Raw genomic sequence first — 13,606 nt, 5'->3', positions numbered from 1 at the left:
GTTTCCATACGGGATCGATGTGCGGATTGCGCACAAACCACGCCATCGCCGCGCCAATAATAAAGCCACCGACCAGATTAACGATCAGCGTACCTGGCGGCAGGTTGGGGAATAACGTATTGAAACGTAATGAGATAAGCCAGCGCAGCGTGCAACCGATGGCACCACCGATCATGACCGCGAACAGCGACTTCAACATAGTCTGGAGCTCCTGAATTGGGTTACGCGCAGGGCCGCGGCAGGACAGAAAAATACACCTGACACACCGCCGTCTCCCGCGCAGGGATAAGCAAGTTGTCAGGCGTCATCAGCCGTCTGTGACCAGAAGGCGGTTGGGTAAGGTGGCACGCCATCACCTCAGAGGCACGATAATACGCTGGCGCATCGGAGGTGACAATATTGACCTGCCGCCAGCGTATCGTCGGGAACAATTATGTTTTACCGTGGCAGACATCATCAGCGAGGAGATTCCGATGCGTACCCTGATTTTTGATACTGATATCGGCGTGGATGACGCCTTTGCGCTGGCGTATGCGGCGCGCACGCAGCAGCTGCTGGGCATCACCACGGTGTTTGGCAATGTCGCGGTTGGCCAGGCGGTAAAAAATGCCCGGCTGTTCTGTGCAAAGATGAACATCAGCGCGCCGGTGTATCGTGGCTGTGCGCGTCCGCTGGCGCTGACCCCTTCCGCACCGGCTACCCTGCACGGCGCAGACGGTCTCGGCGATGCCTTCGATAACCCGTACAGCGAGGCCGCCGACAGCGCGGTACAGTTCATCATCGACAGCGTACGCGCGCAGCCGCACGCGATTACCCTGGTGGCAATCGGGCCGCTGACCAACATCGCCTGCGCCATCAACCAGGCGCCAGACATTATTCCGCTGGTGAAAGAGCTGGTGATCATGGGCGGCGCGTTTGGCACCGACGGCCACGCTGGCAACGTGACGCCGTTCGCCGAGTTCAATATCTGGAAAGATCCGCATGCCGCCGATCAGGTGCTGGCCTCGGCGCTGCCGGTGGTGATGCTGCCGCTGGATGTGACGCACAAGGTGCTGATCAGCGGAGAGGAAGTGCGCCAGCTGAATCAGCCGGTGTTGAGTGCCATCTGCCGGCCTTATCTGGCTTACAGCCTGCAAAAAGAAGGATTTGATGGCATGGCGCTGCACGATACCCTGACGCTGTCGTGGCTGGCGCTGCCGCAGGCGTTCAGCGTGACAACAGCGCCGGTGCGCGTGGTGACCGAAGGCATCAGCCGCGGCCAGACGCTGCAGCGCGTGAGCACCCTCGCCTCGCGCGACGATCCATTCGCCGGCCTGCGCGCCCAGCGGTTGTGTCTGGGCGTCGACGCCGAGGCGGTACGGCAACATTTCTTTGCCACGCTGCGCGCCTGACACTCTCTCTAGCGCTAGCGGGCGAAATGGATGACGCCTTTGATCAGCTCAGGGTTGTTGATCACCCCGGGCTCAAAAGTCTCGGCCAGCGTCGAGAAGTCGTAATGGCGGTTGAGCATCATATCGGCCCGCAGCTGACCGCTGGCCATCAGGGCGCGCACTTTGTCGAAGTCTTCCCGCGTGGCGTTGCGGCTGCCCAGCAGCGTGGTCTCCTTTTTGTGAAACTCGGTGTCGGGGATCACCAGATCGCCTTTGTGCAGGCCAACAAACACGATGGTGCCGCCGTGACGAATCAGCTGCACGGCGCTGTTCATCGCCGCCGGACTGCCGGTGGCGTCAATCACTTTAGCGGCCAGCCGCCCGCCAAACTCTGCGCGCAGCGCGGCCGTAAAATCCGCCGCCAGCGGATCGATCGTCGCCAGCTGCAACTGCTGCGCAACGTGCGCGCGCCGCTGAGCGCTGGTATCGGCCACCACCACCTGTGCACCGGCTGCGGCGGCAATCGCCGCGACGCCCAAGCCAATCGGTCCGGCTCCGACCACCAGCACCTGCTCATCGCCGACCAGCGCCGCGCGTCGTACCGCATGGGCGCTGATGGCAAAGGGCTCGATCAGTGCCGCTGCTTCAGGCGCCACATCGTCAACCGCCAGCAAATTAGTGTCCGGCACGCTGAGAAACTCGCAAAAGCCACCATCCTGATGCACGCCAATCACTGAAATCTGTTCACAGCAGTTGGTTTTGCCGCTTAAGCAGGCGTCGCAACGATGACAGGCCACGTAAGGAATCAGCGCCACGCGCTGCCCTGGCTGAAATCCCTGCGCCGCCGCGCCCAGCGCCACCACTTCACCGCACAGCTCATGACCGAGCACGCGCGGATAGGAGAAAAACGGCTGATTGCCGGCCCAGGCGTGAATATCGGTGCCGCAAATGCCGGCGGCAATCGGTTTAATCAGGACTTCGTGCGCGGCAGGCGTCGGTACGCTGCGCTGCTGCCACACCATGCTGCGCGGTTCGGCGACCACCAGCGTTTTCATGTTCGTCATCGTTTCCTCCTGGGCTGTTCACGCAGTTATGGCGAAAATCGACCGCGGCGGGAGGTTGCGCTGTACGAAGTGTGAGGCAGCGCGATTTTTTTGGGCTTTGTGTGGTTTTTAATGCATAAAAAACCGGAGGGCCGTATGAGCCGAAGCCAGAATCTGCGCCAGAACGTCATCAATCAAATGCTGGAAGCCATTGCCCGCCGCCATGTGCGCTCGCCGCTGCCCCCGCAGGCGGCGCTGGCCGAGATGTTTAATATCAGCCGCACCACGGTGCGCCACACGTTGCAGCATCTGCATCAGCGCGGCGTGCTGGAAAAAGTGGCTGAGACCTACGTGATCGTGCGCGATCCCTGCGAGGAGGATGGGTTTAGCGTACTCAGCCCACCGATCGACCAACAGGCGGTGCAGTTTGAGCAGGCGTTTTTTAACCTGATTAACCAGCGTTTGCTGATGCCAGGCGACAGTTTCACCGAACTGCAGCTGGCGCAGCAGGTGCGGGTCAGCCCGGTGGTGGTGCGCGAGTTCCTGCTGCGTTTTATGCGTTATAACCTGCTGGAACCGGTTAAGCGCGGCCACTGGCGGATGAAGAAATTCGATCAGGAGTACGCCGAAAAGCTGTTTGAACTACGCGAAATGCTGGAAACGCACGCGCTGACCCGCTTTCTTAACCTCGCCGCCGGTGATGAACGCTGGGTGCAGGCGCGCGATCTGCTGGATCGCCATCGCGCGCTGCGCGACACCATCGCCAGCAACTACCGCCAGTTTGCCGCGCTGGATAAAGAGATGCATACGCTGATTCTCTCCGCCGCCAACAACCCGTTTTTCAACCAGTCACTGGAAATTATCTCTGTGATTTTTCACTCGCATTATCAGTGGGATGAAAGCGACCTGAAACAACGCAACATCGTCGCGCTGGAGGAGCATATGGCGATTCTTACCGCGCTCATCAGCCGCCAGGATGTGGACGCGCTGTGCGCGCTGCATGCGCATCTCAGAACCGCCAAACACTCAATGATCCGCTCTATCCGGCAGTACAATTAAAAACCGATTAAAAACCACAAAGCATAAGCGCCCGCACGAATCAGAAACATGTTTGCAACATCTCCCGCGGTTTACTTCTAGTCTCGAAGGCAGCCCCTTAGGGCAGCCCGTTTCGCTGCCGCAGGAACCCCAAGACTGATAACGATAAGTACCCGAACCTGGGAGGTTGCAATGGAAAATACATCAACGCGCGGCGGCACCACCGCGCCAGCACCCGAGCACGCCGGGCAGGATTATGTGCCGGCGCGCGCCGATGTGGTGCGCTCTCCGCGCATCCGTAAGATTCAAATCACCGCCATGCTGTTGCTGCTGTTCGCCGCCATCATCAACTACCTTGACCGCAGCTCGCTGTCGGTGGCCAACATGACCATCCGCGAGGAGCTGGGCTTATCGGCCACCGAGATTGGCGTGCTGCTGTCGGCGTTTTCGCTGGCCTACGGTTTAGCCCAGCTGCCGTGCGGCGCGCTGCTCGATCGCAAAGGCCCGCGCATTATGCTGGCCATCGGCATGTTCTTCTGGTCACTGTTTCAGGCGGCGGCCGGGCTGGTGCATAACTTCACGCAGTTTGTGCTGGTGCGCATCGGGCTGGGCATTGGCGAAGCGCCGATGAACCCGTGCGGCGTGAAGGTAATCAACGACTGGTTCAACATCAAAGATCGCGGTATGCCGATGGGGATGTTTAACGCGGCGTCGATGATTGGTCTCTCGGTGGCACCGCCGATTCTGGCGGCGATGATGCTGGTGATGGGCTGGCGCGGCATGTTTGTCACCATCGGCGTGCTGGGTATGTTTCTCGCCATTGGCTGGTATCTCACCTATCGCGACCGGGATAACAACAAACTGAGCGGCGAAGAGATTCACTATCTGCAGGCGGGCAGCGTGGCATCACGCAAAGAGCCGCTGAGTTTCGCCGAGTGGCGTGGGCTGTTTAAGCAGCGCACCATGTGGGGCATGATGATTGGCTTCAGCGGCATCAACTATACCGCGTGGCTGTACATCGCCTGGCTGCCGGGCTATCTGCAGTCGACCTATCATCTGGATCTGAAAAGCACCGGCCTGCTGGCCGCCATTCCTTTCCTGTTCGGCGCGGCAGGCATGCTGCTCAACGGTTACGTGGTAGATGCGCTGGTGCGTCGCGGTTTCGACGCGGTGAAAGTGCGTAAAGTGTCGATTGTCAGCGGCATGCTGCTCTCCGCGGCCTTTACCACCTTTGTGACGCGTGCCACCGACACCACCAGCGCGGTAACGCTGATTGGTATGGCGCTGTTCTGCATTCACTTTGCCGGTACCTCATGCTGGGGCCTGATCCACGCTAACGTCACGGCGCGCATGACGGCGTCAGTGGGCAGTATCCAGAACTTTGCCAGCTTCGTTTTCGCCTCTTTTGCGCCAGTAATTACCGGCTGGGTGCTGGATACCACCAAATCGTTCAGCCTCGCGCTGATGATATGTGCGGGCGTCACGGTGGTCGGCGCGCTGGCTTACCTGCTGCTGGTCAGAAAACCGATCACCGATGGGGTGTAACACCAGGGTTTCTGCTTAATGCTCTTCTCCGGGTGCGCAGGTTATGCGCACCCTTGCTTCATCCGCCCGCCACACCTATTCCAGCCGCCGCGTTATCCCCTGAGTCCGGGTCTGATCAGATAAATTAAACTGCATGATGACAATCACTATCCAGCACTATTAAGCCCGAAATAAGGAAAACATACCGCTAAACACGTCGGTAATAGTTATTATTTTAAGACAAAACTCAAAGACGAATATTATAAATTACCACCCTCAGTGCATTATTATCCATTAATGCATTAACGAAGGTGAATTAATTAGCCACAGTAAACTTTTGTGGATTAGATCAAAGTTTGACCGGATAATTTAACTTACCGTTCAGTCACTATTAATGTTCAGGTATGAGCGTGGTGACCAAATGGATTTACAACGCAAGGCCCTTTTTATCTCTTTTGATGCCGTGGCATTATCGGGTATTACAGTAGAAGCCACTAAAATTGCCGTTCGTTTACGCGAGCAGGGAATCACCTCCTTTCTTGATATCGGCTACGACATAAAAATTGATAAGGGAAACTTCGGACGCCCCTATTCCGAAAATGAAATTAATTCGCTAAAGCATCATTTTACCTTAGTCCGGCACGATGAAATTCGTCAGGTGGAAGGTTATAACCCGGCCTTTCTGCAATATATTCATGACGTGCTGATTAATCATAGCCAGACGCTGGATGCCGCGGCAGAAAAAATCCTGGTGCAGCAGACGGAAAAGATGGCACAGGCGTTGGCAAACGCGCTGTGCGCAAAATGGCAGGCGCTGGATATCAATTATTTAATCATTGAGAACGGGACGCTGCCGGATAATATTATTTTTACCCGCGCGCTCTATCTGGCGATTGCGCAATACGGCGCCGCTAAACAGCTCGGCCGGTTTGTATTGTGGCGCGACCATGACCTGATGTGGAACAGCGAATCCACCTCATCGCGTTACGGCAGCGCGCCCTGGCCACATGCCGTCAGGCCGCAGCCCTCGCCGCATATCACCTATGTCACGCTGAACCAGGCGCTAGCCTCACAGCTGGCGGCCTGGTGCGAACATCAGGTCGAAATTGAGGTGATGCGTAATACCTATCCTTTTGACCCGAGCCATCCGCGCAAAGATTTACGCCGCCAGTTTGGGTTGCTGGCGCAGGACAAGGTGATTGCCCGCACCACGCGAATTATTCCGGCTAAGCGACTCGATCGGGATATTCACCTGTTGCATGCGCTGAACAGTGAACTTATCGCGCAGCATCAGCCACAGCGCGTTTATTTAATGGTCGCCGGCGATCCGCTGGAAGACAGCGTGCATTATCACGCATTAAAGGAATTAATCAGCCGGTTCCAGCTGGAGCGTTACGTCATCTTTTTTGGCGCGTTAAATCACGACTTTATGGAGCGTAATCCACAGGCCACCACCATTCAGGATCTTTATCACGCCTGCGATGTGGTGTCGTTTTTAACCGCATGGGATTACGACAGCTACGGTAATCCGATTGGCGAGGCGATCAGCCATCAGCGCTGTTATATCGCCACCCGCTATGAATATTATCACGAGGTGTATGGCCAGTACGGTTTTGAAGGCGAACTGATGGCGATTTCTGCCAGCCATGATGGCCTGCCGGATGCAGATTTTATTCAGCGCGTCAGTGCCTTATTACAGGATGACGCACGCCGCGACGCCATCGCCACGCGCAATTATCAGAAAGGAAAATCCCTGCTGTCGGATCACATCTTCCGGCAGATATTTAATGTGTAGTTAAGGAGTGACTATGGATAACCGTTGTTTTATTTCTGTCGTGCTGCCGGTTTATAACGAGGCAGCACGTATTAACGCGGTGCTGGAATCAATATTGCAGCAGCGTTCACCCGGCGGATTGTTTAATTTTGATAATCTGGAAGTGATCATGGTGGATAATAATTCCACCGATAATTCGGTCGCGCTGATTGAAGCCTTTGCCGCGCAGCATCCGCAGCTGACAATTCATCAGCTGCAGGAGACGGTGCAGGGCGTCTCTTCGGCGCGGAAAAAAGGCATGGATTTCGCCTCACAGCGCGCCGGTCTGCGCGACGAGGCCAGCGGTTTTCAGCGCAAGCACTACATTCTTTCGGCCGATGCGGACTGCACCGTTGATGCGCTGTGGATCGACGAACTGGTCGGCACCATGATTGCGCAAAACGGCGATCTGGGCACCTGTAACTACTACTACGAAACCGCGGATTTTCACGAGCGCCCGCGGCTGTATGCGGAGATTGATAAAACACTGCGCTGCCGCCACGCTTCCTTCTCCCTGTTTGGCGGCTTTCCGGACGGCAAAGGCTTTGGCGTCGAAAAGCAGCTGTACGACGAAGTGGGCGGCATCGAGATTTTTTATCAGCTGAAAAACGGTGAGTTTGTTGAGCATCTGTCAGACGACTGGGATTTTGGCATCAAGGTGATCGCCGCCGGCGGCAAACCGGTGTATGCGCCCAACTCCCGCGTGCAGATCAACAGCCGCCGGGTGGATAACCTGCTGCACGAAGTGATTGAAGGCGTGGCCTACGGCCATAACGGCACCATCATCATGAAAGATGTGCGACCCACGCTCACCGCACTGACGCCGTTCACCGATGTCAGCGCAGAGCAGGCGCAGCAGGCGTGGCACTACTCGATTAAAGATTACGTGCCAAAAAATCTGGTGCTGCCGGTGCTGCTGAATCCGTCGCTGCTGCGCGACGATGCCGCGGTGATTGATTTCTTCACGCCAGAGGTGGCTGAACGCCTGTTCGACCGCATTCACAGCATAATGCTGGAGATGAGCGTGACCGATTTCCTGCCGATTCACAGCTACAAAACCCCGGCGTTTCGCCTCTATTTTGAATTCCGCCATGAGCTGTTTGCCGCGCTGCGTCGTGCCGTCGGCGCAGAGATTGGCGAGCCACCGCCGCTGCCGGCCTGCTTTGCCCAGGTGACGGAAAATGATTTCGCCCGCTTTGTCTGGTATTACTGCGAAGATCGCGAATCCGGTGAGGCGCATAACTACTTTGCAAACGGCGGGGTGTTCTGATGCGTGCTGCCTGGCTGCAATCCCTGCAGGATATCGATCGTCACTATCCTCGCCCGGCCATATGCGAGGTGCTTAGCCGGCCGGAAAACGCCGATTTGCTGGAATACGTGGTGCATGATCCTTTTGGTTGCCATGTATTTCCCGGTGATATCGACGATTTTCCGCTGCCGAATTTTTTCCGCGCCATGCAGCACAGCCTGAGCCATGCGCCGCAAATTCATCTGTGGGCGTATATCCCCACCTGCCGCTATAAGTGCCATTTCTGCCAGTTTCCTACGGTGATTGTAAATCCGCAGTCGCCGCGCGCGCCTGAGCTGTTCCGCGATATCGTCGATCGCAACATTCAGGAGGCGAAACTGTGGCTGGCGCAGCTGCCGGCACTGGGTGAAGTGCCGGTGGGTGAGTTCAACCTGTTCGGCGGCACGCCCTCGCTGCTGCCACCGGATGAGCTGCGGCGCTTAATGGATTTTTACCGCAACCATTTCAACTTCCGCGAAGCCACGCTGCGCTTCGAAGGCGAGCCCGGCACGCTGACGCGCGAATTCCTCGCGCAGCTGCGCGAACTGGGCTTCAGCAAACTGTCGTTTGGCGCGCAGTCATTCTCAGATCGCCTGATCAAAGGCTGTGGTCGCCTGCACAGCGCGGATGCCTGCTACAAGGTGATTCGTGATGCGCGCGAGCTGGGCTTCGCCCTGGTCAGCGTCGACCTGATGTATGGCCTGCTGGGACAAACGGTGGACGACGTGCGTGACGATTTGCAGCAGGCGCGCGCGCTTGACCTGTCGCATCTGGTGTTCACCAAGCTGCACATGAAGCCGTTCGCCGAGAGCCGCACCGGCGTGTCGGCGGAGGGAGAAAATGCCTGGCAGCGTAAGAATGCGGCGATGCCCAGTCTGGGTCAGCAGTATCAGATGCGCGCGCTGGCCGAGCAGTGGCTGGATGGCGATTACCTTGAACATCCCACCATGTATTTCCACCATCGCAGCGCACCGCCGGAGAAGTGGAAAGCGATCATTACCGATCTCGACCAGCAGGCACCGGAAGTGGCGATTGGCCTTGGCGGCAGCTCCAAATGTGCCGGCGCTGAGCTGATCAACCTGACCGATTACGCCGACTATCAGCGCGCGCTGGATAACGGTGAACTGCCGATCGCTTCGGTGCGCGGCATGTCGCCGGATCAGCAGGCCATCAACGGCTGCAAAATGGCGCTGTCGACGCTGATTCCGCTCGACGATGTGCTGTTTCAGCAGAAGTTTGGCGTCAGCCTGTTTGACCAGCCGACCATCGCCCGGGCGCTGCGTGAGCTGCAGCAGCGCGAGTTAGTGCATAGCGATGGCCGCTACGTCACGCTCACCCCCGCCGGCCGCGTGCTGGTAGAAGCCATCATCAATACCCAGTTCGACTAAACCGCCCTTACCTCTCAACGGCACGCGACGGCGTGCCTGGAGCCTGTTATGTCCCAGTCTGTTTATAGCTTTTTTTATATCGCCATCGACACCGAAGCGGGCGTCACCGCTGAACAGTTTGAAACCTTCGTGCGCGAAAAAGGCGTGCATCTGCCGTGCTATCCCGGCTGGCGCTGGACGCTGTTTCGCGGTCTGCGCGGCGAGCGCGTCGATCAATACCTGATGCTGTTTGAAATGAAAGATGCGGCACAGCGCGCGCGCTTTATGCAGGATGACGGTGAACTTACCGCCGAGGCAGAGCACTTCTGGCATCTGCATCCCGACGCGGACGCGCTGCTCAGCGAGTGGCGCCAGCTGGCGACCTTCGCGCGGCGCCCGACAATTTTCACCCATTTCGATCTGCTGGCAGAGAATCCTCACAGTACGCTGCCGGGTGGCCCGCGATTTGATGCCCGCAGCGGCACCGCGCGCATTCTCGGTACCCACTATCTGGCGCTGCGACCGGGCGTGCAGCCGCAGGAATTTGAGCAATTCATCGCGCAGAATGCCGCGCGTATCGTTGATTATCCCGGCTGGAAGTTTCATCTGCTGAAAGGTCACAGCGGCAACCGGCTGGACGGCTATGTGGTGATGATGGAGATTGAGAGTGAAGCGGCGCTGAATGTGTTTTATCCGCAGCCTGATATCGCCACCGCCAGCGCGGCTGACTTTGCGCGCGCGCACCGGGATACCAAACAGATGTATGAAGAGTGGAAGCAGCTGGCGTCCTTTTCCGGTTCGCCGCAGCTGTATACCGATTATCTCGCCGTGGCGGAATGCGGCACGCTGAAGTGAGTGCAGGCGGCGCGTTCTGCTCATTGCTGAAACGCGCCGCCGGTTTTCTCCGTTACGACTGGTAGTAATACACCGCTTCAAAAGGCCGCAGGTGCGTCAATGCCCCAGGCGGCGATGCCTCACTGTAATTACTCATGAGCACCTGCCAGTTGCCTTCAACTTCCGGCAGCAGCAGCGGCTGTGCGCTGTGACTCAGGTTCGCCACCACCAGCAGGCTTTCACACGGCGAATTGCGACGATAACACCAGATGTGTGACGCTTGCGGTGCCAGATCCTGATAATCACCCTCGGTGAAGATAGCGTAACGCTTACGCAGCCGAATCAGCGTTTGGTAGCCATAGAACACCGAGTTGCTGTCGAGCAGCGCGTTAGCCGCGTTGATCAGCGTATAGTTATCCGCCACGCCTATCCACGGCTCACCCCGCGTGAAGCCGGCATTGGCGCTGCTGTCCCACAGCATCGGCGAACGGCTGTTATCGCGCGATTTGCTGGCCAGTATCGCCAGGATTGCCGCCTCCGGCTTGCCCTGCGCCAGCCACGCAGCGTGGATGTTGTGGCTCTCAATGTCCTGATACTGCTCAATGCGGGTAAAATGAGGGTTGGTCATTCCCAGCTCTTCGCCCTGATAGATATAGGGCGTGCCCTGCATGCCGTGCAGCAACATCGCAAAGCATTTTGCCGAGGCGATGCGCAGCGCACCTTCATCACCAAAGCGCGTGACGATACGCGGCTGATCGTGGTTACACCAGAACAGCGCATTCCACGCCACGTCGTGCATCCCGCGCTGCCACTCCGCAAAAATTGCCTTGAGCTGAACAAAGTCCGGTGCCGCCAGCGTCCATTTGTCGCCCTGGGGATAATCCACCTTAAGATGGTGGAAGTTAAAGGTCATCGACAGCTCGTTTTGCGCCAGCGAAGCATAGCGCTGGCAGTTGGCCAGCGTGGTCGAGGACATTTCCCCCACCGTCATCAGCCCGCGCGGCGTGAACACATCGCGGTTGAACTCCTGCAGGTAGTCATGGATGCGCGGGCCATCGGTGTAGAAGCGCCGCCCGTCATGGCCGGGTAGATCGTCGCTAAAATCCTGGTGCTTCGACACCAGGTTGATCACATCAAGCCGCAATCCATCGACGCCTCGATCCGCCCAGAAGTGGCACACCTGCTTTAACGCCTCGCGCACCGCCGGATTTTCCCAGTTGAGATCGGCCTGCTCCGGCGCGTACAGGTGCAGATAGTATTGCTGACGCCGTTCGTTCCACGCCCAGGCGCTGCCGCCAAACTTAGACTGCCAGTTATTGGGCGGCGTGCCGGGCACCCCGTCGCGCCAGATATAGAAATCGACGTACGGCTGCTCACCGGCTTCGGCACGCTTAAACCAGGCATGCTCGGTCGAGGTGTGGTTGAACACCATATCCAGCACCATGCGCATACCGCGCCGGTGCGTCTCCGCCAGCAGGTGGTCAAAGTCGGCCATGGTGCCGTAGGCGGGATCGATGGCGGTGTAATCCGCCACGTCGTAACCGTTATCGATCTGCGGCGACACATAGATCGGCGTCAGCCACAGCGCATCGACGCCCAGCTGCTGCAGATAATCCAGCCGCTGGATCACACCCCTGAGATCGCCGGTGCCGCGCGCCCCGCTGTCCTGAAAACTTTTAGGATAGATTTGGTAGATCACCGCCTGGCGCCACCAGGGATATTCAGCGTGCCTGTTCATGTTGCACCTCGGCCTGGCTGATGATGGCGGTTGCCGCTTTTCGTTTGGTGATGATGATGGTCAGCAGCAGCGGAACCAGAATTGCCACCAGAATCGCCAGCGAGTAAACCGTCCAGTACTGTGGCTGAATCGAGAGAATGCCCGGCAAGCCGCCCACGCCGATGCCGTTGGCCATCACACCGTTGAGGCCGCACAGCAGCGCCGCCAGCGCAGAGCCAATCATGGCGCACAGCATGGGGTAGCGGTACTTGAGGTTGACGCCGTACATCGCCGGCTCCGTTACGCCTAGCCACGCTGAAATGGCGGCCGGCACGGTGAGGTCGCGTTCAGCACGATCTTTGTTAGCGATAATGATGCCGACCACCGCAGCACCCTGTGCAATATTGGACAGCGCAATCAGCGGCCACACCGGCGTGCCGCCCATGCTCTGAATCATCTGCAGATCAACCGCCAGCGTGGTCTGATGCACGCCGGTGATCACCATCGGCGCATACAGGAAGCCAAACAGCGCGGCACCAATCGGCGCGAAGCTGCCGGTCATCAGATGACGCACCGCGAAGGCGATGCCGTCGCCAATCAGACGGCCAAATGGGCCAATCAGGCTGTGGGCGAGGAAAACCGACAGCAGCAGCGCACACACCGGCACCACCACCAGCGTCAGATAGGCGGGCACGATACGTTTTAGCGCCAGTTCGATTTTTGCCAGCGCCAGCCCGGCCAGCAGCGCCGGGATCACCTGCGCCTGATAGCCGACCCGATCAATGCTGAACCAGCCAAAGTTCCACACTTCCGGCACCTGGCTGCCAATCAGATACGCATTCATCAGCTGCGGTGAAACCAGCGTAATGCCCAGCACAATCCCCAGGATTGGCGTACCGCCCAGCTTGCGCACCACCGACCAGCAAATCCCCACCGGCAAATAGAAGAAGATCGCTTCACCGATCAGCCAGAGGAAATCGTACAGCCCTTTCACACCGGGATAGAGTTGCACCAGGGTTTTATCATCCGCCACGGCAATATCGCCCAGCACGTTACGGAAACCGAGAATTAAACCGCCGCTAATTAACGCCGGTAATAACGGGAAAAATATCTCGGCAAAATGGGATAATAATGCCTCATGCCATTTCATCTGGCTGCGCGCCACAGATTTAATCTGCTCTTTAGAGGTCTCACTAATATTTAGTGCTTCTACTAACGCTTTATAATAAGTGTCAACTTCGGTTCCAATAATTACCTGAAACTGTCCGGCAGAGTTAAAGCATCCTTTAACGCCGGGCGTGGCGCGGATGGCCGCCGGATCGGCCTTCTCGACATCCTGCAGCACAAAGCGCAGGCGGGTAATACAGTGCGAAAGTGACAGAATATTTTCCCGACCGCCCACGCGGTCAATGAGATCGTTAATGATCTCGCGACTGATGGTTTTCATTATCATCCCTTATTTCCATGCCAGAATCGGCAGTGGACGATAATACGCCGCTGCTTTTAATTTTAACTATAGCAAAGCGAGGGAATTAGTTGGCGATCACAAAAATATTTACGCAATACATTGCAGGAAAATTAACTTAACAATAATTATTTAACCTGATAACTA

The 13,606-nt window shown here is 57.5% G+C and carries 11 protein-coding genes and 1 riboswitch; of the genes, 7 read left to right on the top strand and 4 right to left on the bottom strand.

Features of this window, described 5'->3' with window-relative positions:
• The coding region (locus FT726_RS19250) for a CrcB family protein (RefSeq protein ID WP_346303235.1) at positions 1-199 on the bottom strand (199 nt) is incomplete at its 3' end.
• Between the two features lie 92 nt (positions 200-291).
• A riboswitch (Fluoride riboswitch) is annotated at positions 292-366 on the bottom strand.
• A gap of 107 nt (positions 367-473) precedes the next feature.
• Between FT726_RS19250 and FT726_RS19245 the strand changes: the two genes are divergently transcribed.
• Complete coding sequence (locus FT726_RS19245; protein WP_282996565.1) at positions 474-1,391, top strand: nucleoside hydrolase; 918 nt, start codon at positions 474-476, stop codon at positions 1,389-1,391.
• A 14-nt stretch (positions 1,392-1,405) separates the two neighbouring features.
• Here the strand turns inward: FT726_RS19245 and FT726_RS19240 are convergent, their stop codons facing one another.
• Positions 1,406-2,434: a zinc-binding alcohol dehydrogenase family protein gene (locus tag FT726_RS19240; protein ID WP_288424310.1), complete on the bottom strand. Its 1,029-nt coding sequence runs from the start codon at positions 2,432-2,434 to the stop codon at positions 1,406-1,408.
• Between the two features lie 135 nt (positions 2,435-2,569).
• Between FT726_RS19240 and FT726_RS19235 the strand changes: the two genes are divergently transcribed.
• The 6 genes from FT726_RS19235 (at position 2,570) to FT726_RS19210 (ending at position 10,298) form a co-directional block, all read left to right on the top strand.
• Complete coding sequence (locus FT726_RS19235; RefSeq protein ID WP_021507893.1) at positions 2,570-3,472, top strand: GntR family transcriptional regulator; 903 nt, start codon at positions 2,570-2,572, stop codon at positions 3,470-3,472.
• 171 nt (positions 3,473-3,643) lie between these two features.
• Positions 3,644-4,996: an MFS transporter gene (locus FT726_RS19230; protein WP_021507894.1), complete on the top strand. Its 1,353-nt coding sequence runs from the start codon at positions 3,644-3,646 to the stop codon at positions 4,994-4,996.
• Positions 4,997-5,396: 400 nt separating this feature from the next.
• Positions 5,397-6,770, top strand: a complete 1,374-nt coding sequence (locus FT726_RS19225) for a glycosyltransferase (protein WP_346303234.1) — start codon at positions 5,397-5,399, stop codon at positions 6,768-6,770.
• A 13-nt stretch (positions 6,771-6,783) separates the two neighbouring features.
• The gene (locus tag FT726_RS19220) at positions 6,784-8,058 is read left to right on the top strand and encodes a glycosyltransferase family 2 protein (RefSeq protein ID WP_211726973.1); all 1,275 of its coding nucleotides are present in this window, start codon (positions 6,784-6,786) and stop codon (positions 8,056-8,058) included.
• Positions 8,058-9,464, top strand: a complete 1,407-nt coding sequence (locus tag FT726_RS19215) for a radical SAM protein (protein WP_262265120.1) — start codon at positions 8,058-8,060, stop codon at positions 9,462-9,464. The genes FT726_RS19220 and FT726_RS19215 overlap by 1 nt, the downstream gene beginning before the upstream one ends.
• Positions 9,465-9,512: 48 nt before the next feature.
• A complete protein-coding gene (locus FT726_RS19210; RefSeq protein ID WP_058759370.1) occupies positions 9,513-10,298 on the top strand; it encodes a hypothetical protein in 786 nt (261 codons plus the stop codon).
• A 52-nt stretch (positions 10,299-10,350) separates the two neighbouring features.
• Here FT726_RS19210 and treC read toward each other — a convergent pair whose 3' ends face one another.
• On the bottom strand, positions 10,351-12,015 hold the full coding sequence (gene treC / locus FT726_RS19205; RefSeq protein WP_346303233.1) for an alpha,alpha-phosphotrehalase: 1,665 nt from the start codon (positions 12,013-12,015) through the stop codon (positions 10,351-10,353).
• Entirely contained in the window at positions 11,999-13,441 is a 1,443-nt protein-coding gene (gene treB, locus FT726_RS19200) for a PTS trehalose transporter subunit IIBC (protein ID WP_288424298.1), read from the bottom strand. Before treB ends, treC begins: the two co-directional genes overlap by 17 nt.
• Between the last annotated feature and the right edge of the window lie 165 nt (positions 13,442-13,606).

This window comes from Pantoea sp. Morm (assembly GCF_016643525.1).
GTDB lineage: Bacteria > Pseudomonadota > Gammaproteobacteria > Enterobacterales > Enterobacteriaceae > Pantoea > Pantoea dispersa.
Note: the sequence above shows the minus strand (reverse complement) of the source record. Positions and strands in the feature narration are given on the sequence as shown.

Excerpts from the sequence above, each read along its gene's own strand:
- FT726_RS19215 (WP_262265120.1), top strand. The coding sequence starts at position 8,058 with ATGCGTGCTGCCTGGCTGCAATCCCTGCAGGATATCGATCGTCACTAT.
- FT726_RS19220 (WP_211726973.1), top strand. The coding sequence starts at position 6,784 with ATGGATAACCGTTGTTTTATTTCTGTCGTGCTGCCGGTTTATAACGAG.
- FT726_RS19240 (WP_288424310.1), bottom strand. The coding sequence starts at position 2,434 with ATGACGAACATGAAAACGCTGGTGGTCGCCGAACCGCGCAGCATGGTG.
- FT726_RS19230 (WP_021507894.1), top strand. The coding sequence starts at position 3,644 with ATGGAAAATACATCAACGCGCGGCGGCACCACCGCGCCAGCACCCGAG.
- treC (WP_346303233.1), bottom strand. The coding sequence starts at position 12,015 with ATGAACAGGCACGCTGAATATCCCTGGTGGCGCCAGGCGGTGATCTAC.
- FT726_RS19210 (WP_058759370.1), top strand. The coding sequence starts at position 9,513 with ATGTCCCAGTCTGTTTATAGCTTTTTTTATATCGCCATCGACACCGAA.
- FT726_RS19245 (WP_282996565.1), top strand. The coding sequence starts at position 474 with ATGCGTACCCTGATTTTTGATACTGATATCGGCGTGGATGACGCCTTT.
- treB (WP_288424298.1), bottom strand. The coding sequence starts at position 13,441 with ATGAAAACCATCAGTCGCGAGATCATTAACGATCTCATTGACCGCGTG.
- FT726_RS19235 (WP_021507893.1), top strand. The coding sequence starts at position 2,570 with ATGAGCCGAAGCCAGAATCTGCGCCAGAACGTCATCAATCAAATGCTG.
- FT726_RS19225 (WP_346303234.1), top strand. The coding sequence starts at position 5,397 with ATGGATTTACAACGCAAGGCCCTTTTTATCTCTTTTGATGCCGTGGCA.